Source organism: Paenibacillus zeisoli, from assembly GCF_003994465.1.
GTDB classification, from domain to species: Bacteria; Bacillota; Bacilli; order Paenibacillales; family Paenibacillaceae; genus Fontibacillus; species Fontibacillus zeisoli.
This window is the reverse complement of the sequence record NZ_RZNX01000013.1, coordinates 1-23,653: the sequence shown is the minus strand read 5'-3', so window position 1 is coordinate 23,653 and position 23,653 is coordinate 1. Positions and strand designations below refer to the sequence as shown.

Below are 23,653 nucleotides of genomic sequence, written 5' to 3'. Positions count from 1 at the left end.
GTGGAGATCATTGAAATACAAGCTGATTGCATTAGATGTGGATGGAACGCTACTGGACGATAATCATGTGCTTACGCCAGCCACGGCTGAGACCATCAAGAGAGTAGCGGCGCAGGGAACAGAAATTGTGCTGTGCACAGGAAGAGCTCCCCTTAGCTGTATTCCTTTTATGGAATCGATGGGCCTTGGCGGTTATGTGATCACACATAACGGGGCGGCGACCGTGGACGTAAATACCCGGGAGATTGTGCATGAATTTGCAGTCGAACCTTCTGCGCTTGAACCTTATATTGATTACTGCCGCAAGAATGGCGTTCATTTTGATGTGAATACTACCTACGGCATTTATGTCGACAAGCTGGATGAGATTGGACCTGAGGTCCTGGATATGTATCACAAGTTTTTGATTGAACCGCTTAATTTACCTGCATGGGTTGATTTTACGGAACCCATTGTTAAAATGACGGCATCCGGGCTAACCGATGCGATGAACAAGGTCGAAGCAGATTGGAATCTTTGGACTCATGAACTCAATATGCTGCGCAGCGGCGATTATTTCATAGACCTGATGCATCCCGAGGCATCGAAAGGCAATGCCCTTAAGAAGCTTGCCGAGCAGCGCGGGATTCCTGCTGAACAGGTGATGGCGATCGGCAACTTCTATAACGATATTACGATGCTTACGTTCGCAGGGCTGGGGATCGCGATGGATAACTCACCGCTTGAGGTGAAGGCGGCTGCACAGGATGTGACCGCTTCGAACAATGAGGAAGGCGTACGATTGGCTTTGGAGAAATACTGTCTGTAAAATAGTAAAGTCTGCTGAGGATTTCTGATCTCAGCAGACTTTTTTAATTAAAACGGCCCATCGTGATGGTTAGCCAGGCCCTTATGGATTGGATTCGGACGTAGTGCCTCGGTTAAAGTTGAATTCTCAGCCCTTTGGGCAGATGGTTCTTCAGCTGTCCCCCGCTGGCTTTGCCGAACCCGAGCGGGTATCCGGATACGGTAACCAGAGTCCATCCCTTCAGGGAGTCCGGAACAGGGAGGGTCTCCCCGCGCAAATAGGCGGCTGCCTCAGGCGACGTGGGCTCCAGATCCCAAGTCCGGGCTGCCTCCTTGGCGGAGGAAGCCATAGCCAGCGCATGGCTGGGCTGGAATCTTCCTTTCCTCAGCTCGCCGAGGTGCAGACCGGCCCGGGGCACCTTAAGTCCACTCAGCTGGCTCATCTGCAGAGACAGTCCGCTGCTTCGCGGCAGCCAGTAGAGAGCTTCACCGAATAGCTCGGGGCTACCATCCGCCGGGATGTAACCCGGTAGGTCCTCATCTGCCCAGGTCTGGAAGGCTTGCCAGGCTGCCAGTGTTTCTTTCGAAGAACCAGCGGCTTTGCCGGCCTTTGCTTTTCGCCCGCCTTTGGCTCCGCTTTCAGCCTGAAGCCTGCCTCTTATAGGCTTCACATCAGCCCCGATTATGCCGAGCTTTTCCTCCGCAGTACCGCCCCTCTGCAAGAGTGCCACATAGTGGCCTTCGCCCTCCTGCTTGTGAGGCCATATACGCTTTTCGGTGATCAGCTCCATGAAGGGATAGGTCTCAAGCAGGCGGGCGATGGTCTCCTCGTTCTCTTGGCGGTTGAAAGTACAGGTAGAGTAGGCCAGTCGGCCGCCAGGTTTAAGCATCTTGATGGCATCATGAATGATGTCCCACTGCCTTGCCGCGCAAGCCTCTACCGAACGCTCGGACCATTCTTTTACCGCCTCGGGATCTTTGCGGAACATGCCTTCCCCCGAACAGGGGGCATCAAGCATAATCCGGTCAAAGGTTAGCGGGAATCTAGAAGAGAGCCCTTCGGGGGCGGACTGGGTAACCACCGTGTTGCGAATTCCCCAGCGTTCAACGTTCTCGGCCAGAATCTTGGCACGCTGGGGGTGAATTTCGTTGGCAATAAGCAGGCCCTCGCCCTTCATTCTAGCGGCGATTTGGGTTGTCTTGCCACCAGGTGCCCCTGCAAGATCCAGAATAGTCTCCCCTGGTTCAGGAGCGAGAAGCTCGACCGCTGACATTGCCGATGGCTCCTGAATATAATAAAGTCCGGCTGCGTGGTAAGGGTGCTTACCAGGACGTGAACTTTCCTCATAATAGAATCCATTCTGACACCAAGGAACTTCCCTTAAATGAAACTGATTCTTCATAACCTCCATTACCGGAGACGAAGGAGTCATCTTAAGAGTATTTAATCTGAGCCCGTATGCTCTTGGCTTACCATAGCTCTTTAGAAACTGCTCGCCTTCCTCGGCCCCAAGCAGGTTAGTCATGTTCTTAACATAGTCTGCGGGCAGCGCCTGTTGCTCCATCATGGATTTTGCTCCTTCCGTTATCCGTTCCTTCTATGAAACTACAAAGTATTAGCAGTTTATCATAAAGGATTTTGATTCACAAAAGGGAAATGGATGTTCCTTCTTACCTATGGCATAATGGAGAAACAGACGACGCTGACAGGCGTTATAGAACAGAGAAAGGGGCAACCCTATGAAATTATTGCAGGCATTATTCTTCCCGCCTGAACAGCCTGGCGGCGTATCATCCATGATTCCTTATTTGCAGGAAAGATTTAATCCGCCCCACTGGGAAATGGATATATTCTCGATACCCAAGCGAATTCGCAGCAAGGGTACGGATCAAGTGAAGTTTCATACATTCGATTGGACGGAGTATGGAGACAGTCCCGTTGTTCAAAAGTATATACAGACGTACCGGGATTACCTGTGGTGGACTAAGCTGAGAATACAGCGTCCCTATGATTTGATCCACGCTCATCATCCGATCGCGGGTCTGGCCATGAAGGAGATATTTCCGGATACGCCAGTCATTCAGACGATTCACTCCAGTTATGAGCGGGAGCTTCTTCTTAACGGAACCATTCAGAAAGGGGGGCCGGAACAGAGGTTTCTGACCTCCCTATATAGAGAACTTGAGCACCAGACGGACCAAATGCTAACCGTCTCAAGATCCTTTCTTGATTATTTATCTCCGCACGTGGAGCGTCCGGAAGATATCGGCGTTATTTCGAACGGATTCGATGAGAAGAGGTTCAAGCCGATTCCGCATGATAACGAGGTAGCTCAGCTTGTAACGGTCTGCCGGCTTGTCCCGGCCAAAGGCCTCGATATTCTGCTAGAGGCCTGTGCAAAGCTCAAACGAAAGGGACACCCTTATGTCCTGCATATTATTGGGGATGGACCTATTCGTCCGGAGCTTGAACAAATGGCACAGGAGCTTGGAATCTACGAAGAGACGATCTTTTACGGGTACACACTTCATCCGGAAGAATTCATGCCTTTCTTTGATATATTTGTTCTTCCGTCTCGCGCCGAGGCATTCGGATCCGTATTTGCAGAGGCAGCCTTATGCTGTCTCACACTGGTGGGTACGGAGGTTGGAGGAATCGCAGAACAGATTGAGCATGGGGTTGGAGGACTGCTTGTTCCGTCTGAAGATTCGAATGCGCTGGCTTCAGCTCTGGAAACCGTCATCCTGGACCCTTCATACCGATATGGCTTGGCACGCACAGGTTGGGAGAAAGCGAAGCGTGAGTATTCCATCGCCCGGGCTGTTCATGAGCTGAAGAAAGTATATTTGCAATATCAATCCTAAGTGACAGACGACTCCGTGTTTTTAGGCTTCTCTTTTACTTGGGTGCAGCACCAGCATAATGATCCAGATCAGACTAAATAGACCGAATAGCGGATACAGTACGGAGAGCAGAGAACTGAATCCGAATTGACTGGTAAGGTAACATACGAACAGCAGAATCAGTGACAGCAGCTTGGGTCCGATCCGGAGATGCTGTTTGAGCTGTAAAGCTACTCCATAGACATCGGCAACGAAAGTACTGAAGATTTCAAGGAAGATTAGAATCACATATACAATTCTTACAACTGTTCCTAAATCGTTGGCGATATGACCCATGGGAATCTCAAATTGTGTAATCCCCGGCATGTGGGCAGATAGAGCAAAGTGTCCTGCCAGAAGCAGAAAGCCAACGCCAACCCCGCCCACGATGCCTCCCCAGATAATTACTTTTCGGTTCCGGGTGTGACTCCCGACAGGAACGAGTACCGCCTGGGCCATTCCCAGATTAAAGGCCGTATACATTAGCGGGGAAGCCCATGCTGCGCCCAAGCTTGCATCGGTCGTATAAGTCAGGAAGCGGGAAGCATCAGGCATACCTGCCGTGTTGCTAATAATAATGACCGACAGGATGAGCATGAGAGGAACAACAATAGAGTTCAGCTGGAGAATAGCTTGTATACCGCGATGAAGCAGCAGGTAAGTCCCGATCAACGTAATCCATAGTCCGGTCTGATAATGAAGCCCGAGATGCTCCATGAAGACAGAGCCTGCGCCGGCGAGCATAACACTGTTCACACCCATGAGGACAACTAAAGTAAAGATACTGATTATTCCTCCGGCCTTCGGACCGAACAGACGGCGGTTCAAATCCTCATAAGAGGAGGCACCTATATCATGAGCAAGAAGCATCATCTTGGTACCGAGCCAAATAAACAGGACAGTTGCCAGCAAAATGGTGAGTGCGCCCCATTTGCCGTATTGCGTGAAGAATTTGATAATCTCCTGACCTGTGGCAAAACCGGCCCCAACGATGGTGCCGATATAGGTGAAGCCGATTTGTAAGACTTTAACGGCATTTTTCATCTTTTTCCTCCTTACCGTTTCGGTGTGCTGCCTGTGGGTAACTATGGAAGTACATGGCTTCCGAACGTTTCGAATCTGTGCTATATATAGTACAAGGTATGTGGAACGGGAACGGGACATGACTGCAACATGTCCATTCTTGAGCAGAGCCCTGCGCTGTATCTTTAGAAAGGTGAGATATATCTTGAGTGTAATTATGTCTTATATCGCCCAATATGGTTATTTGGCTATGTTCGGACTACTGGCGTTGGGCTTTATGGGCATTCCTGTACCCGATGAAACACTGGTTGTGACATTCGGAGGTCTGACGGCAGAGGGGCACTTTGTGTTCTGGATTGCACTGCTCATGACCTTTCTAGGAAGCATGACGGGGATGATTCTGAGCTACACGCTGGGAAGAGTGGTGGGAACACCTCTGCTTCACAAATTCGGAAAATGGATATTCATTACTCCGAGCAGACTGGCCACAACGGAGAAATGGTTCGCGCGTTATGGTAACTGGAGTGTGCTGTTTGGTTATTTCGTCCCGGGTCTGCGTCAACTAACCTCATATTTGTCGGGAGTATACCGCCTTCCGCTCTATTTGTATCTGATCTACGCAAGTATTGGTGCGGCTATATGGTGTACAACTTTTATGGCTCTTGGAGCTACGGTAGGCCACCACTGGAGAAAAATGGCTTACTTTGTTCATCATCACATGTGGCGTATGGCCCTTCTGGTTATCGTACTTTCATTGATCGGAGTAATTATTTACTTGTTCATACGGAATTTGAAGGCAAGCAGATTAAGCAAGACCGAGCGCGGACAAGCTAACAAGTCCAGCCAATCAGAGAATGCAGATTAGATGATATCCTTAGGAGGAGAAAACCATGGAAGCATTAAAACAAAGAATCCTGGAAGAAGGGATTGTTATCTCAGACCAGGTACTTAAGCTCGACGGCCTTCTTAATCACCAAGTAGATCCAGAGCTAACGATGCAAATGGGCAAGGAATTTGCAGCAAGATTTCGTGAAGAGGGAGTTACCCGTGTAGTTACTGTAGAATCATCCGGGATTCCTGCGGCCTTTGCTACTGCTTATGAGCTTGGAGTGCCACTCGTATTCGCCCGCCGGAAGAAGACGCTTCTGGCCGATCCGGATGCGCTGTGCGAACGGGTTCCTTCATTTACGAAAGGGATTGTAACGGATATTCTCATCTCAAGACAGTACATCTCCGAGAACGACCGTATCCTGTTCATTGATGATATTATTGCCAATGGTGATGCCGCACGTGGTGTAGTTAAGATTATTCAGCGTTCTGGTGCTGAGCTGGTTGGCGTCGGCATTGTCGTAGAGAAGAGCTTTCAAGCTGGGGGCAGGGCGATTCGTGAGCAGGGAATCCGTCTCGAATCACTGGTGCGAATTATGTCTCTAAATGACGGAAAGGTCACATTTGAGGACTAGGCAAAACGGCATCAATTTCACAAGAGTCCTTTGCACAGCCTTTCTTTTCAGTTATAATAAGAGATAAGTAGGGAGAGGAGGCAACTACATGGGGGAACAACAACCAGTAGTAAATGCAGAATATTTTGTTACGAAGTTAAGTGAAGCTAAGGTTACCTTTGAGCGAGCTCTTGATTGCAAACATACAGAATTTGATGACCTTTATCCCTATATGCTTGAACACCCGCAGTTCTTTTGGTACAAACGGTACGTAGCCTGGTCACAGCTGCTAACCATTGCGGGTATGTGTGAGGATCTTTCTTTTCCTTGGAGAGAAGAATTCAGCCCTCAGCAGGTAGCATACATTGAAGAGCGTGTGATGTCCGCTAAAGTGCTTGATTTCTGGTTTGAGAAGAACGATAGCAAAGAACACGCACAAAGATAAATAGGGAGCAATACCTTTTGATATACGCGGTTACTACGGGGTAGCCGTTGTTGAGACAGGTCGTTTGCCGGTGGATACCGGTGGATGACCTGTTTTTGTGTTCGGATTTGATGCTTTGATATAATGTGATATATTAAAGCCGATGTCCACGTCTATCCATAAGGAGGTACTGACAATAACATGATTAGTGATGAAGAATTAGATGCATTTCGCTTATCCGGAGAGAAAGTCCGGGTCATTCGGGATGCGATTCCAGAGAATGACGTCAGAGGAATTGTCGTGGCCTGGAGCGATACACAGGTCATGATCCGGCGGCCAAACCGTAATATTGTCAAGCTGGACAGAAATTATACATTTCAACCTGCCAAGGAACCGCGTATTTCTTTTGAAGTGTAGAGCATATTATGGCTGTACCTCGGACAATGTAATAGAGAGCGGCTGAATAAGCTTATCTATACAGGAAGAGGTGCTGACGATGTCTCAGAAGAACGATAAAGTAAGAGCATATAAAGATGGAATTCAAGCCTTTGGTGAGTCTATGCCAGGTGTGGCCGAAGCCTATCATGATTTTACCGGAAAGTCTCTGGCAGCAGGAGAACTGGATGCCAAGACGAAGCAGTTGATTGCACTCGGAATCAGCCTGTTCGCCAACAATGAGGTGTGTACGTTCTATCATACGGAAGAGGCCAGATCCAAGGGTGCTACCGACGCTGAGATTCGTGAGGCTGCGGCGGCCGCGGCCGCGGTCAGCTCAGGACATATCCTGTCACAGGGTGCCACAAGAGTGGAGCAGGCATTGACCCAGTAAGAAGTATGCAGCATGAGTCTGATATCATATGATAATACCCTTTGACAAAAGTTCAAAGGGTATTTGTCTTACCGTTAGTTAGGCAGTGATCAGAACTAGATAGGGCTCAGCTGTTCGTTCAGTGTGCTCGGCTGTACGCCCAGATAAGCTCTCATCCGGCTGGGCATTTCACTTCGTAATGCGGACCAGAGAATGCGCATTTCGCCGCGGCTGCCGCGGCAAAGATACTTGGCTTCGATGCCTTGCTGACTCTGATTAACCTCATAAATTTTGATCTTGCTTTTCGTGAAATCATTCTGTATTTCTTTCATAACTACGGCAACACGGTCTGCACCACTAGCAATCATATCCACATAGACGTCAGGGCTTTTGAGAACACCACTGCTCATTAGAATTCGAGAGTCGCGTTCGAAGACTTTGCGTATAAATACAAGCATCAGCCAGCTCTTGATCAAGCTAAGCTCATCTGTACTTATATTGGGAACAGCCATGGAATTCACCACCTTAATACGAACTTATGTTCTTATTTTAACCATTTTATTTGCTAAATATCAATGGAAAATAAAAAAATAAAAAGGTTGTTGACTTGGTTAGAGTTCCATGATAAGATATATCTTGTCGCCGCAGAGAACACCTTATGCAAGAGACAATGAGCGGTCGTGGCGGAATTGGCAGACGCGCACGGTTCAGGTCCGTGTGGGCTAACCCCCCGTGGAGGTTCGAGTCCTCTCGACCGCATTAATTTTAAGTAGAACAGGCCCTTAAATTACTAAGTAATTTAAGGGCCTGTTCTTTTACTGTGCAATTGTGTGAACGTGCCAATCAGACATATCTTCCTGCGGCCTGATTTTTAATTAACTGCTTGCAATTAGAAGAAAAAGCCATTATATTACTCATAGTTAGATAATCTAATCATTGTAGGTGACTAAATGAGAAAGAAAATTGAAAAGGAATATTCTGTTGATAAACAGCTGCCTAAATTAGGAATAGAGCCTTACTTGCAGCTTATGGGGAAGACAGCTTCCGAGGAGACCGATCAAGCCTCGGCTCATATTGGTCTGCTGCTGCTGTGGATAGGTGATAATCTGCAGGATAAGATGGATTTGGATCTCTCTGCATATGGAATTACAGAAAGCAAATTAGACCTTCTGCTGCTGCTAATTCTGCATCAAAACCATGGAGAGATCAACCCCTCAGCTATTGCCGAGCGCCTGGGTATCCGCCGAGCTTCGGCGACAGCACTGCTTGATTGGCTTGAGAGTAGGAGCTGGATTCAGCGAAAGGCGGATGAGAATAACCGCCGGATGGTTCATGTGACAATTACCCCTGAAGGACGCGGCTTGGTTGAACAGGTCCTGCCCACATTCTGGTCAGCTTGCGCTTCATTTATCGCTGATTTGGATCAAGGAGAGCAGGCTTTATTACAGAAAGTTTTAACTAAACTAAATGCAAGCGTTGAGAGAAAAATGGGTGTAGGAAGATAAATTTTTTTAACCTAATGATTAGATTATCTAACTATATACAATTGTCGAGAGAGGTGTTTATTATCAAACAGGCGGTAGGTACATTCAGGAATCAACATAGTTACTCCTGGATGACAGCGGTATTATCCTGGTCTGGAATGGCTGTGATGTGCAGTTTATATGTAACTATTCCTCTAATCTCAATTTTTGCGAGTGAATTTGGCATTACGACAACACAAGCAGCGGGAGCGGGCAGTATCTTTTCCCTAGGATTTGCATTGGGATGCCTGGTATATGGGGCACTGTCGGATAGGTATGGTCGAAAGCAAGTCATAACTATGGGGCTAATCGCATTGACTCTGATTTCATTCCTATTAGGAACGGCTCACAACTTAACGATGCTGTTTGTTCTTAGAGGTCTTCAAGGGGCAGCGGCAGCGACCTTCTCTCCCGTAGCCCTGGCTTATGCTGTAGAGATGTTTCCGGCACACAAGCGGGTGACTACGATTGGATTCATCAGTACAGGCTTCCTGGTGGCTGGAATTCTCGGGCAGGTCATTTCTGGCATTGTCAGTCAGGAGTACGGATGGAATATGGTTTTCTATCTGCTTGCTGCTATGTATGCGTGTACCGCTGTATTGATCATCTGGCTTCTGCCTAAAGGGAAGGTTGCCCGGCCTCAGGCTAACATCTGGGAGCCTATCAAGCAGATGAGAAACGTATTTATCCGAAAAAATTTAGTGTTTAGCTATATCGCTGCGCTTGTGCTCCTTATGTCTTTTGTAAGTATGTATTCTGTACTCGGATCTTATCTGAGTGGCCCCGTATTCCGGCTTAACCCGCATGAAATTCTGTATGTGCGATCGATCGGGGTATTAGGTATGCTGGTTGCTCCTTTTGCTGGAAGACTCGCCCGGCGTTATGGTGTTCTTGCTGTACTGCGAGGGGGATTAACTTTAGCTGTACTTGGTCTCAGTTCTCTGGGAATGATCCCGAATCTTCTATTGCTGGTGTTCATGACTCTGGTCTTCGTATCTGGAATTGCCCTCGCGGTTCCCTCCCTGGTGTCACTTATCGGGCAATTGGGCGGAGAAGCGCGAGGTATTGCGGTGTCCGTATATACGTTTATTTTATTTGCTGGAACTAGCTTAGGCCCCATTGTATCGATTCAGTTTATGAAATTAGGCAGCTTCTCGTTCACCTTTATCCTGCTTGCGCTTATCTTGAGTGTGGGGTTGCTCGCGGCTTGCCTGGTTAAGGTGAAGTCGACGCTCGAAGCTGGAGGGAGCTAAACATCCTGAAAGCACCTTTTTTGCCATACATATTTGAATCCCTAAGTTCAAACAATGTAGGGACAATGTGTGTTAAGGCAGGAGGATCAGGTTATGGCGAAGGATAAATCAAAGAACAAGTTAATAGGAGCTGCCCGCAGGCTGTTAACCGGTACAGTGTTATGCGGATTTCTGGCAGGTCCGGTATCCAGTTATGCCCTACCGGAGAATAATCATCATATAGACAGGAAATCAGCCGTTATGGCGAACCCGGACACGAAGCTAGCTAATCCGAAAGCTCACTCGAAGAAAAAACTCGCGGTCATTATTGATGATCTGGGCAACAAGATGGAAGGGACAGATGAGATCTTGTCCATGCCTGTTAAGTTAACGGTGGCCGTTATGCCTTTTCTTCAAACTACGCAGGAGGATGCCAAGCGGGCTCATGAGAAGGGTTATGATGTGCTTCTCCATCTGCCCATGGAACCGAAGCGCGGGAGACCGGAATGGCTTGGGCCAGGGGCTATCTTGACCAAAATGTCGGATCAAGAAGTGCGCAAGGCGGTGGAAGCAGCTATTGATAATGTGCCTTATGCGGTCGGGATCAATAATCACATGGGATCCAAAGTGACAGCGGATGAGCGCATTATGTCTATCGTACTGGATGTCTGCAAGGAGCGGGGATTATTCTTCGTAGACAGCAAAACTAACTACAGATCCATTGTCGGCAAGCTGTGTAAACAAAAAGGACTTCCTGAGGTGTACAATCATATCTTTTTGGATGATGTAGCATCCACCGCGCATATATCCAAGCAGGTCGGGAAGGTGTCTGAATGGTTAAAAAGCCATGACAGCTGCGTCACCATCGGTCACGTGGGTTCACGTGGGAAGAAAACAGCCTCTGTGCTTCGCAATTCGATTCATACGCTTAGGCAGGAGGCTGATTTTGTAGGGGTCAGTGATCTGGCCAGGGAGCAGCGGAAGCTGGATTTTATATTTCCGTGAAATACTCCATAATACCGGCAGCAATTACCTTAGCCACGTCCATCTGGCCTTTTGATCCGGTCAGCATGACCCTGTCTTCAGGGCTGCTGAGAAATCCGGTCTCGACGATGACAGCAGGGTAACCGATATGATTCAATAAGTAAAACGGCTTGCCGAGCGTAGGTAAAGACCGGGTGCCGTACAAAGAATTCAGCGCATTCTGAATGGCCCATGCCAGGAATGCGCTTTTCCCTTCATTTTGGTGCAGAACGAGCGGCCCCCGCTTCTTTTGGCTGTTTGCCCAGTTCACATGAATACTTACCACGATAGAAGTGGTCAGTTCGTCACTTAGCCCTTTTCTCTGGGCAAGATCGCGGAGATGCCGTGAACGGTTCTTCAGCCACTGATTCTCATCACTGAGCGCATAGTCTTCTGAGCGATTTAAGGCAGCCGTATAGCCCTTGCTCTTCAATAGAAGATACAGCTTGCGCGAGATATCCAGGTTGATGTCTTTCTCCAGAATTTCTTGGAAAGAGGTTCCCCCGTCGATTCCGCCATGGCCTGCATCAATGAGCACTACGGGCTCCGGAAATGCATGCCGGGAGAGCCTTTCCATATCATCCGGGCGGGCCTGTGTCACCCTCGGCGATATCCAACCGGTTAAAAGAGGAATGCATAGAAGCATAGGAAGTATTCGCAGCATAATGATCACCTTTATCTTTGGTTTCTTTTACCTTATCATGGTCTAACGAGTTGGAAATGATGCATAGTCCGTAATGGGCAAAAGGCGAAAGATGAAAGTGAACACACAGTGTGAATAAGAAGAATCAATTCGGAGCACAATAAGACCAAGGAGCAGTCAGTAACCTTTTTCTTTAAAGGGAGGGATCGTTATCATGGCTAGCGGCGATGAACTTGTAAAGATCATTACCGAGAGAGTCGTGCACTTTGTGGAGACACCCCGGGAAGTTCGCAGGCTGGAACATCAGCACCAACGTGAGCCGTGGGTACGTAAATGGTTCGGGATGATTCCTTTTGCCATTGAGATGTGGTGGGAGAGTGAACCGGTTCCGCTTATGAAACCGCGCGTACCGAAAGAGTCTTCACGAGAAATCTAGGGATTTCACCTAGAACAGATAAAAGCTGATACCGGTAAAGGGATCAGCTTTTTTGACGTCAGGAACCATTTACAGTATAGAATCCGCCCATTTTCTCCAAAGATGCTAAGGAGATCCATCGGATCGATCCACCGGATTTGGACAATACATATAGACTGTCGGTCTCAGAATGGGTCCAGCGCTGAAACCCGTTAACGGGAAGAGAAAGGGAATAAGTGCGGCCTGAACCTCGGGAGGCAAAGACAAGTTTCTTCTTAAGCTGAAGCTGCTTGATGATAGAGGCTTCATTCATCTTAAGTGGCTTTTGAGTCATCCACGAAATGTTCTCATAAGTATTAAATGCTTGTGCAGTGACTACAGTCTTCATTGGAGTCATGCCCCGGCTATAACTTTGGATCAAGCTTGGGTCTGGCGATGCCGTGTAGTCCACCTGCTTCGTCCAGCTCATATCCGTCTCGGGCAGAAGCTCACCGCTTACTGCGTCAAAATATCTGCTCTCCTCTGTTGAACCCTTGGCGCTAATCTTCCATTCGGCTAGGGCGGGACCAGCATACAGCTTCTGGATCAAGAGGTCACGCTCTTCTCCCAAGTCTCTAATCAGGGCTATCGCGTGCTCCAACGACTTCGCAGAGAATAAAGGTCCTGATCCACGGCCATATTCGATCAATGCATAACCGCCACCCGGTTTGGCGCCAATTATCAGATAACCTTCTTCGCTTTGGGAGGCGCCAGGACGAATCGTAATGAACCAGGCATGGGTGCCTGGTCCAAGAGGCTCAGCTGTAAATTCGGCTTGCTTCCAATCCTCAAAAGGTTCCTGCTCCGATAAGCTGCCGAGGATATTTCGAACAAAGAGAGTCAACTCAGATTCTGCCTCTTTGGTTGTTTGGGCAATCTGAATCTCAGAAGCTGCTTCAACGTAAGAGCCGGACAGGCTCTGAATTCCTCCAAAAACCAGTACCATACATACACTGGTACGAAAGAGCTTAATCAGACCTCTCTGCATAAATGACAACACCTGCCTAAGTTTGGTTTGTGTCTAGCATTCCTGTAATTTGAAGTTCAGTGTACCCATTGTAGTGAAATGGCTGGCAAAAGACTGTTACAACCTGTCGGGACAAGCTTGTCACTGGTCTTCTAGTTTTGCGGGGTTTTATCGATAATGGTCACTTCATCCGGGAAGTCTCCTGTCTAAGATGAAAGATACCGCAGTTTATAGCAGATACTAGGATTCTCGGTTCATATTGCCACCGAATCTCCTTGCGTCTAGCTTCATACTGTTCGTGGGCCGATGTGCGTTTCTCTTCATCCTCTTCGAGCAGAAGGTCATTATAATAGGCATCAATCAATTCAAGCTCCTCTTGTAGACGTTCTGACGCCTCCGTTGCCCAGCCCGGGTCAATTTCACGCAGCTTGTCCTGAAGTGAAGATTCAAGAGCATCTCTTCCTTCAGCAAGGGTAATGGATGAGGGCTCTATGTGTACATTTTCAGGCAATCTGGGCCGGAGGGATCGTCCGTTCAGCCGATTATGGAATTGAAAGTCTATCTTTCGGCTTACCAGAGATATTCCCATGAAGTGAAGCTCTTCCCGCTTCATATCACAGGCAAATTCGACTTTGAAATTAACGCCGAGCCACGGCTCGTAAGCTGCAGGAAACAGGGTTGAGCGCTGTCTAGGTCCTGGATCCTCGAACAAGTACACACAGCTGCCTCCACGACGGGCTGCCTCGAAAATTTGCTTCAGACGCGGGCTTCCAAAATGCAAATGCTCCCGGTGTATTCGGCCAGGTCCGACATTCGGAAGCGGGCGTACAACACCGAAGTATCTTCCAAGAATGCTGTCCTCCGTTTGGGAGGGAGATGGGGTGACGGTTCCTTCCCCGGCTGAGATAACAGGCTGATTCAGCTGGGCATGAAGCGCGGCCCTCCGTGCATCATTCGCTTGGGCTGTCTTGGCGATTTCGGCCTCCTCGTATTTCTCGGGGTCAAAGACGAACAAGAATGACATCGTCTCTGGTTCTGCGTTCGTCCGTTCAATAAAGCTCCAATAGTAAGGGCGGCCAGTAAGCTCTTTATCGGCCTCAGGAGACAGCTTGACCGTCACGTGGTAAGGAGACTGTTCGATTACATTGCATTCCATGCTCTCCAGGTAGGTCAGGACATATTTGTGGATCTGTTCTGTCGTCATACTCATTCATAGTCAACCTCCCAAGAGCTGCTCTAAATTACCTTCATTGTTGTCTATAATAGTGTCATTCAAAGTAACTTCCTGCTTAATGGAATCCAGTGAGCTTCCAAGTGACTCGACCTGCTTCTTAAGATCTTCCTCATTCTCCGATTCAAGCATGATTCTATACAGGCTCTTCTCCAGCGAATGATTCTTCTCGAACCGTTCCAGAATCACATCGAGGCTGCCAATTACCGTCTCAAACATATTAATTTTCTCGTGCAGCAGGCTCAAAATGTGTTCCTCGATCGTTCCATTCGTAGATAAATTGAATATTTTCACATCATTCTGCTGCCCCAGCCTGTGAACGCGCCCAATTCGCTGTTCTACACGCATCGGATTCCAGGGCAGATCGAAATTGATCATGTTATGACAGAATTGAAGATTAATGCCCTCGCCGCCTGCTTCGGTGGCAATCATAACTTCAGCACGGCCGCGGAACAAATCCATCATCCAGTCTTTCTTGCCGCGGTTCATCCCGCCCCGGTAAGGCACGGCCGTCAGACCGTGGTCCCTGAAGTAATTAAGCAGATACTCCTGGGTTGCCCGGTATTCCGTGAAGACGATCACTTTCTCATTCATTTCCCGAATGAGCTCTATGGTTTTCTCAGCCTTTGTGTTCTCCTTGATCGCTTTAATCGCATGCACGAGTTCCCAAATTTGGTCTCTGACCGGTGAATCGGGAGCCAGCTTCTTGGACAAATTGACGAGGGTGACGAACACCGCATCCCGGCTGCTGCATACTTCCCTTTGTAAGGTAACCAGTGAGAGCATGCTGCTGAAATTTCCGCCGGAAGCCTGGTATTGATTTTTGACAAAAGAGGTCACTCCGTCATACAGCGCCTTCTCATCTGGTGACAGCTCCAGTGGGACGTTCCGTACAATTCGCTTGGTGAAATTTAATTGACCCTCACCGCGGCGATTACGGATCATAACCTTGGAGAGCTCACCCTTAAGCTGATCCTCATTCTTGGCAACGCGCTTATCAAGCACAAAGTTAGCCGAGAAGTCACCTTGCCGCCCAAGCTGACCTGGTTTGAGCAGGTTAATGAGATTGAACAGCTCGTCCAGATTATTCTGTACGGGCGTTGCAGTTAGAAGCAGACAGTATTTCTTGCGGAGCTTCAGCATGAACTGATAGTTGGTTGTCTTCTTATTCTTGAGCTTATGTGCTTCATCCACGATGACAAGGTCATATTCCTGTCCCAGCAAAATCTCACGGTGTGGATCGCGCTTGGCGGTATCCATCGAAGCTACCACAATGTCGGAATCCCAAGAGTGAACTTTCTTCTGGGCCGTGGCCGAGATTCCAAACTTGGCATTCAGCTCTCTGACCCACTGAAGAACAAGCGAGGCAGGAACCAGTATAAGAACCTTGCGGACGAGCCCGCGGATTAAATATTCTTTGAGTATAAGTCCGGCTTCTATCGTCTTCCCAAGTCCGACCTCATCCGCCAGAATGGCACGGCCCCGCATCTCGAACAAAACTTTCCTGGCTGTATCCGTCTGGTGAGGAAGCGGCTCAAGTCCATGCAGATGCTTCAAACACTGCATTTCCTCAAATTCTGTGACAAGTCCCGCTTCTTCTGATTCTATGGCCAGGGAGAATAAGCTCCAGTTGTCCCAGGGACCTCCTCGGTCAAGTCTCGATTCCAACTGCTCAAACCAGGTTCGGTCAAACTGGATGCTTGGATGAAGATCAGGTCCGGGTTGTATTCTCATAGGCTCGAGTCTTCCTTTCTCAGCTGTTGATTCTGGATCGTGATCTTGTTGGGAATGAGTTGAATTGAAGATTGCGCAGCAAATTTCTTGAAGTTCATTCCTTCTGGAACAGATGATGTAGAGTTAGTATGGACGAAAATAGGACTGTTCATAACTTGGGATACTTGAGAGATAAACCAGATCAATTGAAGAAGGGGCGTGGGATGGAACTGGGCGGATTAGAGATATGATGGAAATCACAATAGTCCGATATGTTGTATAGTATGATGATGATTATGCACAATATGTTGTGGTATGTACATATTTGGGTAGAAAAGTTATATAGTTCTCATTAAGTTTCTAGGAGGTCATTCTTCATGAATACACAGAATCAGAAGCGGCTTGAAGGATTGAGTGAAAAAATATTTTTGGATCGTTATGCTTGGAAGAATGCGGATCCCAGCGAAGCGAAGATTGGAGATACGGTCCTTGTACTGACCAAGGATGATCCCAAATTTCCTGCCAAGGAAGTAGGAGAAATAACGGCCAGACAGGGGAATAGGGTAACCGTAAAGACCCGAAGTGGCGAAACGGTGGATACCGATGTCGAGAAACTTACCCTTAATATAGAGAAGACACCTGAGGAAATGTGGGATCGCTTGGCCAAAGCGATGGCATCCGTAGAAGCGTCACCTGAGCTTCAGCTGGAATGGGAGGGCAAGTTCCGCTCCATTCTTGATGATTGGAAGCTGGTTCCGGGCGGCAGAATTGCAGCGGGGGCCGGGGCGAGCGAAGAGCTCACCTTGTTCAACTGTTACGTTATTCCTTCTCCTAAGGACAGCCGCGGCGGAATTATGGAGACCCTGTCGGAGATGACCGAGATTATGGCCAGGGGCGGCGGCGTGGGCATTAACCTCAGCTCCCTCAGACCGAGAAGAGCGGTAGTTAAAGGGGTTAACGGCTCATCCAGCGGAGCGGTCTCCTGGGGAGGCTTGTTCAGTTATACTACCGGACTCATTGAGCAGGGCGGAAGCCGCCGGGGAGCGCTGATGCTGATGATCAATGACTGGCATCCGGATATTCTGGATTTCATTACGGTGAAACAGACCATGGGTCAGGTGACGAATGCGAATTTGTCGGTATGCATAAGTAACGCCTTCATGCAGGCGGTTAAGCAGGATCTGGATTGGGAGCTTGTCTTCCCTGATACAACTAGCGATAAGTACAATGACGAATGGGATGGCAACCTGGATACCTGGAAAGCCGCCGGCGGAAAAGTTGTCCATTACCGTACAGTAAAAGCTCGTGAGATTTGGGAGATTATTATGGAATCCGCGTGGAAATCGGCCGAGCCAGGGGTCGTCTTCATGGAGTATTATAATCAGATGTCCAACAGCTGGTACTTTAATCCGATTATATGTACTAACCCATGCGGTGAGCAGGGACTTCCCGGCTGGGGAGTATGCAATCTATCTGCGCTGAATCTGTCTAAATTTTATGACGAGTCAAGCGAAGATGTTGCCTGGGACGAGCTGGCTAGGGCAACACGCTATTCGGTGCGTTTTCTGGATAACGTAATTAATAAGACGCCATACCATTTCAGAGAGAATGAGGAGAATCAGAAGAACGAGCGCCGGGTTGGACTTGGCACCATGGGGCTAGCCGAGTTAATGATTAAGCTTAAGATCCGTTATGGAAGTGCGGAGTCCCTTGAATTCCTGGATCGGTTGTACGGCTTCATTGCCAGAGAATCCTACCTCGCTTCAGCAGATATTGCGGAGGAGAAAGGGGCATTTCCGGCATTTGATGCAGATAAATACTTACAAAGCGGATTCATGAAGGAAATGGTGAAAGAATTCCCTGAGGTTGGCGAATCCGTACGCGCGAAGGGTATTCGGAATGTAACGATCATTACCCAGGCCCCAACGGGCAGCACGGGAACAATGGTAGGAACTTCTACAGGGATTGAGCCTTACTTTGCCTTTAAGTATTACAGACAGAGCCGGCTGGGCTTTGACGAGCAGTTCGTGCCTATTGCCCAAGATTGGATTGATGAGCATCCGGGAGAGGAACTGCCAGACTATTTCGTCACAGCAATGGACTTGTCCGCAGAAGATCACATCCGCACCCAGGCTGCGATTCAGCGATGGGTGGATAGTTCCATCTCCAAGACGGCGAACTGTCCGGCTGATTTTACGGTAGAAGATACGAAGCGGTTGTATGAATTAGCTTTCGATCTTGGCTGTAAAGGAGTAACCATCTACAGGGATGGAAGCCGGGACATTCAGGTGCTGCAGACTGAGAAAAAGCAGGACAAATCGGATGAACAGGCAGCTGAGAAGGAACTGGAGCAGAAGATTGCTCAGCGGGCCGCTGAGGTGACCTCTGAAACTTCGGACCGTTTGGTTCAGCTGGAAGGCCAAGAAGTTGAAGATTTATTGAAGCAGAATCTAGCAGCCAAGAACAGTGTTCCCTTGTCTGATAACAAGGTGGTGGATAAGCAGTATAAGCGCAGACCTCAAATATTAAGAGGGGCCACCTATAAGATGAATACCCCGTTCGGTATGGCTTATATTACGATCAATGACCTGGATGGAATCCCGGCAGAAATTTTCTTGAATGTCGGAAAAGCGGGGTCCGATGTGTTCGCCATGGCTGAAGCCTTGGGACGTGTGTGCTCCTTATTTCTGCGATACGGGGACCATGGGCACAAAGTTGAACTGCTGATTAAGCATCTAAAAGGAATTGGTGGCTCAGGTGCCATAGGATTTGGCGCGAACAGGGTAGAATCCATTGCAGATGCGGTAGCGAAGGCTCTAGAAACCCATGTTCAGCAGGAGATGCTTGAGGAGAAGAGCAAGTTCTCAGCGGATCCGGCTGCACTGGTAGAGGAACTGTTCAATGAATATGAGAAGGAAGTGGGAGCAACATCTCACACATCAAGCTTCTCGGAAGGCTCCCGAGATCTGTGCCCTTCCTGCGGATCAGCTTCGCTGATTAACTTGGAGGGCTGCCGAACCTGCAGCAATTGTGGATACAGCAGATGTTCTTGATGGTTTGATCCATATCTATAAGGTATAGCTATTGTTGAAAGTGTACGTGGAGCAGATTGCCTTGTTGGCAGCTGCTCCATTTTTTCTGATGCCAGTTCCCCTAGTGAAAATAGTTCCGCTGCTGCATATCATTTATAGCCATTTAAGGATGAGAATTTCCGATTAAACAGGGCTTTTATGCGGCTTGTTTTACCCTAAACGATCGGGTATATTAGGTGAAAATAAGTCAGTTGAATACGAGGTAGTTATGTCGACAATTAATGATGTTGCTCTAAAAGCAGGTGTGTCAGTTACCACGGTATCCCGGGTGCTTAACAACCGGGGATACATCAGTGAGGCGACAAGGGCGAAAGTATACAAGACCATGGAAGAGCTTAATTATCAGCCAAATGAGCTCGCCCGTTCTCTTTTACGTAAGCAATCCAATCTTATCGGTCTTATTATTCCCAGTGTAGCCCATCCCTTTTTCGGTGAGCTGACCAACCATATCGAGTATTATGCTTATCAGAATGGATTCAAGGTGCTGCTCTGCAGCTCTCATATGGATCCTGCCAAAGAAAAAGATTACATCGCTATGCTCAAACGCAATAGAGTTGATGGGATTATTATGGGCAGTCATACGCTTGAGGTAGAGGAATACCGAAATCTTAATTCACCTATTGTTACTTTTGACCGGCAGATAGACAACGAGATTCCCTTCATTTCTTCGGACAATTACCAGGGTGGAGTACTTGCGACTGAGCTGCTGATTAGTAAAGGCTGCCGGTATATCGTACATATTTGCGGTAACCTCGAGCTTAAGATGCTCTCAAATTACCGGAACGACGGTTTCAAAGACACAGCGGAAAAGCATGGTGTTCGGCATATCACTATTCAAACGGATATGAACGTGTTCGATCAACAACAGTACGAACAAATCATTCAGCGGATGCTCGAGACATACCCCGATGTGGACGGTATATTTGCAAGCAGTGATATCATTGCCGGTTTTGCTGTGAGAGAGTGCTTAGGCAAAGGGAAGAGAGTGCCTCAAGATATTCGTATAGTAGGTTATGATGATGTGAATATGGCATCCTGGTTTATCCCGGGGATTACTACGATCAAACAACCTACTGAAGCGATTGGACGTCTGGCTGTAGAGTTAATTCAGCAACAGTTAAATGGCGAGTCCTTTGAACCGGACAATATACTTCCAGTTGAACTGATAGAGCGGTCTACTTCTTGAATTTAAGTAACTTCTGAATTTGATGAACCCCTCAGATAAAGGGACACTTTATTTAATATGTAGCTGTTTCTTACAATCAATATGTCAAAGGCTTGACATATAATAAAAGGGTAACCTATACTTCGAAATGTAAGCGTTTTAACGATGAATTCTGATCCTATTCTTGTTAATTAACGCCTTTTAGAAAAGTACTTGGGTAGGAGGATGACCTATTACACAGATGAGTGAATATACCAAGAGCAAGGCAGATGAGTACATCAAGGAATCTAAGCACTTGCTTCGGACAGACTATAGACTGAATTATCATCTGATGGCGGAATACGGATGGATGAACGATCCTAACGGTTTTATTCAATATAAAGGGCAGTACCATCTCTTTTATCAGCATTATCCCTACAAGCCTGTGTGGGGACCGATGCACTGGGGACATGCAGTAAGCAGGGACTTGATTAGGTGGGATTATCTCCCGGTAGCTTTAGCTCCTGACGGGGAGTTTGATCGGGACGGTTGTTTTTCCGGGAGCGCAATTGAGAAAGATGGCCACCTGATGCTTTTATATACAGGCCATGTAGTGACGGGACCAGACAAAGATCGGGATTACAAGCAGTCCCAGGGCCTTGCTGTTTCGGAGGATGGAGTGAACTTTGAGAAGTGGCATGGCAACCCCATTATTGGATACGATGAGATTCCAGCAGGAGTAAGTCAGAAGGATTTTCGTGATCCCAAAGTATTCATGAAGAATGGGCAGTATAATGTGGTTCTCGGTTCAAATGATGGCAAGGGGAATGGACTGGTTCTTCTATATAAATCTGATGATCTGTACAAATGGACATTTGTGAATGTGCTGGCATCGAGTGATGGGCGCTTCGGCGATAACTGGGAGTGTCCGGACTTGTTCCAGCTCGAAAATAAAGACATCTTCATGCTCTCCCCGCAGCGGATGCCGGCTCAAGGAGAAGAATACCGGAACCTTCATTCCACCATGTATTGTGTTGGGGAGTTCGATTCCGGGACGGGTAAGTTTCATAGTGAAGCTTTTGCCCAGGTTGATCACGGATTTGACTTCTACGCACCTCAATCCATGCTGGATGACCGAGGCCGCAGAATTATAGTCGGATGGATGGATATGTGGGAGAGCGATATGCCTTCGCAGGAAGGGCATGGATGGGCGGGTGCTATGAGTCTGCCTCGCAAGGCAGAGCTGCAAGGGAACCGAATACTGTTTAGCCCTGTTGAAGAAATCGAGAATTACCGGAGTAATCTTTTTGAATTGCACGATGTAATACTTGATCAGGTTATCGACATTCAGACTTCTGGCGACAGCTATGAGCTCATGACCGAGTTCGAAGCAGGTGATTCAGTGGAGTTTGGATTGAAATTACGAGTTGGAGCCGAGGAGGAGACGGTGTTGTCCTATCGTCCCGGTGAGCGAGTATTCAGCTTGAATAGAGATCACTCAGGAGTGGGTCCTGGTGGTGAGCGGCGCGTTCACGTCCGTCTTCATGAAGGACACCTGAAGCTGCGTATATTTGTTGATAAATCCTCGGTTGAGGTTTTCATCGGCGATGGAGAACACGTAGTAACAGCACGTATCTATCCTGGACCCCATTCGCTAGGGATTCAGGCATTTGCCAAGGGGACTGCCAAGCTTGCCTCCCTTTATAAATGGGAAATTCAATAAGGAGGAACAAACATGCCGACCGTATTCACCATGGGAGAAGCACTTATTGATTTTATTCCCCATCAAATAGGAGTGGAGCTAAAGGAAGTAGAGAGCTTTCGTAAAGCAGCGGGAGGAGCACCCGCAAATGTCGCTTGTGCCGTCTCACGTCTTGGCGGTGGAAGTGCCTTCATCGGTAAGCTCGGTGCTGATGCCTTCGGAGATTTCCTCATAGCGACCATGCAGAATGCCGGAGTAGATACCAGCCGTGTAATTCAGACGAAAGAAGCCAATACGGCCCTGGCGTTTGTCAGCTTAAAGGCGGATGGCAACCGGGACTTTTCCTTTTACCGCAGTCCCAGCGCGGATATGCTGCTGAACGAGAACGAGATTGGGGCATGGTTCAATGAGCGGGATATTCTGCATTTCTGCTCTGTCGATCTGATCGAGGCTCCCGTTAAATATGCTCATTTAAAAGCTATATTTCTTGCTAAGGAAGCCGGAGCGTTCATCAGCTTTGATCCTAACGTACGATTGCCGCTCTGGAATGATGCCGAGAGCTGTCGACAGACCATCCTTGAGTTCCTTCCGCTTAGCCATATGATCAAGATCAGTGATGAGGAACTGGAATTTATAACGGGGATACAGGATGAGGATAAAGCCATTGCATCCTTGTTCGTAGGAGACGTGCAACATATTATATATACGCGAGGAGCTAAAGGGGCGGTATGGTATACGCGCAGCTTCGAGGTGTCTGAGCCTGGTGTGAAAGTAGATGTTATTGATACTACAGGGGCAGGGGACGCATTTATTGGAGCACTTCTGTACCAAATAAGTGAGATGCATGATTTCGATGAAAGCATTAAGCCTGAGGCAGCTTCGAGAATGTTAGCCTTTGCTAACAAGGCTGCGGCCATTACGACTACCCGTACAGGAGCAATACCGGGCCTGCCGACACTGAAGGAAGTAGAGTCAGGTTAAGCTTAAGCTTGACCCCTGGAAATTTAGATTTCCAGGGGTCTTTTGATTAACAAAACGACATGTTATTCACTTGTTACAGAGTTAACAGTCTCATCCGCTCTTAACTAGCTCTTCCACAAAATACGCCGCCCAAGCGTCAAGGCCAGAAGCAGCATCACCATTCCGGTTATGGCCGGGAACCCGTACAGCTCGAACCAGTCCAGTTAGGAAGGCCACGACGTCATCCAGGCGTAGATCCCACCTCCAGCTAACGGACCAATTAACGAGGTTAATCCGGTCAGTGTAGAGTACATAGCAATAAACATCGGGCGTTCGCTTTTTGGGGTGTTGCCAATCGTAAAGTTGAAAGCAAGCTGGTTTAAGCCGCCAACACGTTTATATAAGGTTGCTGAACTTGATGAAATGGAAGTATTCACCTGTTGTAGAAACGTTGGCAGGTGTGTTATATTCTTATTCCGGCCCGATAAAGTATCACATTAGGCTCGAGAAAAATTTCTGATTTTTATTAACTTTCGGATTTTCATTCCGAATTGGTAAAAATTAAGAGTTGCCAACATGGTTGCTAACATGATATATTATAAG

General features: G+C 47.9%; 22 protein-coding genes and 1 tRNA gene. 16 read left to right on the top strand and 7 right to left on the bottom strand.

The features are described 5' to 3' along the window. Nucleotides 1–10 precede the first annotated feature (10 nt). Nucleotides 11–808: a Cof-type HAD-IIB family hydrolase gene (locus EJP77_RS18985; RefSeq protein ID WP_127200840.1), complete on the top strand. Its 798-nt coding sequence runs from the start codon at nt 11–13 to the stop codon at nt 806–808. A gap of 112 nt (nt 809–920) precedes the next feature. Here the strand turns inward: EJP77_RS18985 and EJP77_RS18980 are convergent, their stop codons facing one another. Next, entirely contained in the window at nt 921–2,351 is a 1,431-nt protein-coding gene (locus tag EJP77_RS18980) for an RsmB/NOP family class I SAM-dependent RNA methyltransferase (protein ID WP_127200896.1), read from the bottom strand. Nucleotides 2,352–2,526: 175 nt separating this feature from the next. On the opposite strand from EJP77_RS18980, the gene EJP77_RS18975 reads away from it, so the two are divergent. After that, complete coding sequence (locus EJP77_RS18975; protein WP_127200839.1) at nt 2,527–3,651, top strand: glycosyltransferase family 4 protein; 1,125 nt, start codon at nt 2,527–2,529, stop codon at nt 3,649–3,651. A gap of 21 nt (nt 3,652–3,672) precedes the next feature. Here the strand turns inward: EJP77_RS18975 and EJP77_RS18970 are convergent, their stop codons facing one another. Continuing rightward, nucleotides 3,673–4,713: a YkvI family membrane protein gene (locus EJP77_RS18970; RefSeq protein WP_127200838.1), complete on the bottom strand. Its 1,041-nt coding sequence runs from the start codon at nt 4,711–4,713 to the stop codon at nt 3,673–3,675. A 184-nt stretch (nt 4,714–4,897) separates the two neighbouring features. Between EJP77_RS18970 and EJP77_RS18965 the strand changes: the two genes are divergently transcribed. The 5 genes from EJP77_RS18965 to EJP77_RS18945 all read left to right on the top strand — a co-directional run bounded on the left by EJP77_RS18965 (nt 4,898) and on the right by EJP77_RS18945 (nt 7,387). Further along, a complete protein-coding gene (locus EJP77_RS18965) occupies nt 4,898–5,557 on the top strand; it encodes a DedA family protein (RefSeq protein ID WP_127200837.1) in 660 nt (219 codons plus the stop codon). Nucleotides 5,558–5,582: 25 nt separating this feature from the next. Next, entirely contained in the window at nt 5,583–6,155 is a 573-nt protein-coding gene (locus EJP77_RS18960) for a xanthine phosphoribosyltransferase (RefSeq protein WP_127200836.1), read from the top strand. A gap of 88 nt (nt 6,156–6,243) precedes the next feature. Beyond that, nucleotides 6,244–6,579 (top strand): hypothetical protein, encoded by a 336-nt coding sequence (locus EJP77_RS18955; RefSeq protein ID WP_127200835.1) that lies wholly within the window; start codon nt 6,244–6,246, stop codon nt 6,577–6,579. 180 nt (nt 6,580–6,759) lie between these two features. Further along, nucleotides 6,760–6,975 (top strand): hypothetical protein, encoded by a 216-nt coding sequence (locus tag EJP77_RS18950; RefSeq protein WP_127200834.1) that lies wholly within the window; start codon nt 6,760–6,762, stop codon nt 6,973–6,975. 79 nt (nt 6,976–7,054) lie between these two features. Beyond that, a complete protein-coding gene (locus tag EJP77_RS18945; protein WP_127200833.1) occupies nt 7,055–7,387 on the top strand; it encodes a carboxymuconolactone decarboxylase family protein in 333 nt (110 codons plus the stop codon). A gap of 95 nt (nt 7,388–7,482) precedes the next feature. On the opposite strand, the gene EJP77_RS18940 is transcribed toward EJP77_RS18945, so the two are convergent. Continuing rightward, nucleotides 7,483–7,878, bottom strand: coding sequence for a YhjD family protein (locus tag EJP77_RS18940; RefSeq protein WP_127200832.1), 396 nt, complete (start codon nt 7,876–7,878; stop codon nt 7,483–7,485). Between the two features lie 162 nt (nt 7,879–8,040). Between EJP77_RS18940 and EJP77_RS18935 the strand changes: the two genes are divergently transcribed. From EJP77_RS18935 to EJP77_RS18920, 4 genes are all read left to right on the top strand, one after another. After that, nucleotides 8,041–8,125 (top strand) — tRNA-Leu (locus tag EJP77_RS18935). Between the two features lie 191 nt (nt 8,126–8,316). Next, a complete protein-coding gene (locus EJP77_RS18930; protein ID WP_127200831.1) occupies nt 8,317–8,871 on the top strand; it encodes a MarR family winged helix-turn-helix transcriptional regulator in 555 nt (184 codons plus the stop codon). 110 nt (nt 8,872–8,981) lie between these two features. Further along, nucleotides 8,982–10,142, top strand: a complete 1,161-nt coding sequence (locus EJP77_RS18925) for an MFS transporter (RefSeq protein WP_127200895.1) — start codon at nt 8,982–8,984, stop codon at nt 10,140–10,142. A 93-nt stretch (nt 10,143–10,235) separates the two neighbouring features. Continuing rightward, nucleotides 10,236–11,126 (top strand): divergent polysaccharide deacetylase family protein, encoded by an 891-nt coding sequence (locus EJP77_RS18920; RefSeq protein ID WP_127200830.1) that lies wholly within the window; start codon nt 10,236–10,238, stop codon nt 11,124–11,126. Here EJP77_RS18920 and EJP77_RS18915 read toward each other — a convergent pair. After that, complete coding sequence (locus EJP77_RS18915) at nt 11,113–11,745, bottom strand: N-acetylmuramoyl-L-alanine amidase family protein (protein ID WP_246021948.1); 633 nt, start codon at nt 11,743–11,745, stop codon at nt 11,113–11,115. The genes EJP77_RS18920 and EJP77_RS18915 overlap by 14 nt on opposite strands. A gap of 256 nt (nt 11,746–12,001) precedes the next feature. Here EJP77_RS18915 and EJP77_RS18910 point away from each other — a divergent pair, with 256 nt between their 5' ends. Continuing rightward, a complete protein-coding gene (locus EJP77_RS18910; protein WP_127200828.1) occupies nt 12,002–12,223 on the top strand; it encodes a YqzE family protein in 222 nt (73 codons plus the stop codon). A gap of 58 nt (nt 12,224–12,281) precedes the next feature. On the opposite strand, the gene EJP77_RS18905 is transcribed toward EJP77_RS18910, so the two are convergent. The 3 genes from EJP77_RS18905 to EJP77_RS18895 all read right to left on the bottom strand — a co-directional run bounded on the left by EJP77_RS18905 (nt 12,282) and on the right by EJP77_RS18895 (nt 16,173). Further along, nucleotides 12,282–13,229, bottom strand: coding sequence for a hypothetical protein (locus EJP77_RS18905; RefSeq protein ID WP_127200827.1), 948 nt, complete (start codon nt 13,227–13,229; stop codon nt 12,282–12,284). A 160-nt stretch (nt 13,230–13,389) separates the two neighbouring features. After that, entirely contained in the window at nt 13,390–14,418 is a 1,029-nt protein-coding gene (locus EJP77_RS18900; RefSeq protein WP_127200826.1) for a YqhG family protein, read from the bottom strand. Between the two features lie 6 nt (nt 14,419–14,424). Then, nucleotides 14,425–16,173 (bottom strand): DEAD/DEAH box helicase, encoded by a 1,749-nt coding sequence (locus tag EJP77_RS18895; protein ID WP_127200825.1) that lies wholly within the window; start codon nt 16,171–16,173, stop codon nt 14,425–14,427. A gap of 356 nt (nt 16,174–16,529) precedes the next feature. Here EJP77_RS18895 and EJP77_RS18890 point away from each other — a divergent pair, with 356 nt between their 5' ends. The 4 genes from EJP77_RS18890 (at nt 16,530) to EJP77_RS18875 (ending at nt 23,071) form a co-directional block, all read left to right on the top strand. Beyond that, nucleotides 16,530–19,205 (top strand): adenosylcobalamin-dependent ribonucleoside-diphosphate reductase, encoded by a 2,676-nt coding sequence (locus EJP77_RS18890; protein WP_127200824.1) that lies wholly within the window; start codon nt 16,530–16,532, stop codon nt 19,203–19,205. Between the two features lie 247 nt (nt 19,206–19,452). After that, nucleotides 19,453–20,430 (top strand): LacI family DNA-binding transcriptional regulator, encoded by a 978-nt coding sequence (locus tag EJP77_RS18885; RefSeq protein ID WP_127200823.1) that lies wholly within the window; start codon nt 19,453–19,455, stop codon nt 20,428–20,430. Between the two features lie 220 nt (nt 20,431–20,650). Continuing rightward, nucleotides 20,651–22,111, top strand: a complete 1,461-nt coding sequence (locus EJP77_RS18880; protein WP_127200822.1) for a glycoside hydrolase family 32 protein — start codon at nt 20,651–20,653, stop codon at nt 22,109–22,111. A 12-nt stretch (nt 22,112–22,123) separates the two neighbouring features. Beyond that, complete coding sequence (locus EJP77_RS18875; RefSeq protein WP_127200821.1) at nt 22,124–23,071, top strand: carbohydrate kinase family protein; 948 nt, start codon at nt 22,124–22,126, stop codon at nt 23,069–23,071. Nucleotides 23,072–23,653: the final 582 nt, after the last annotated feature.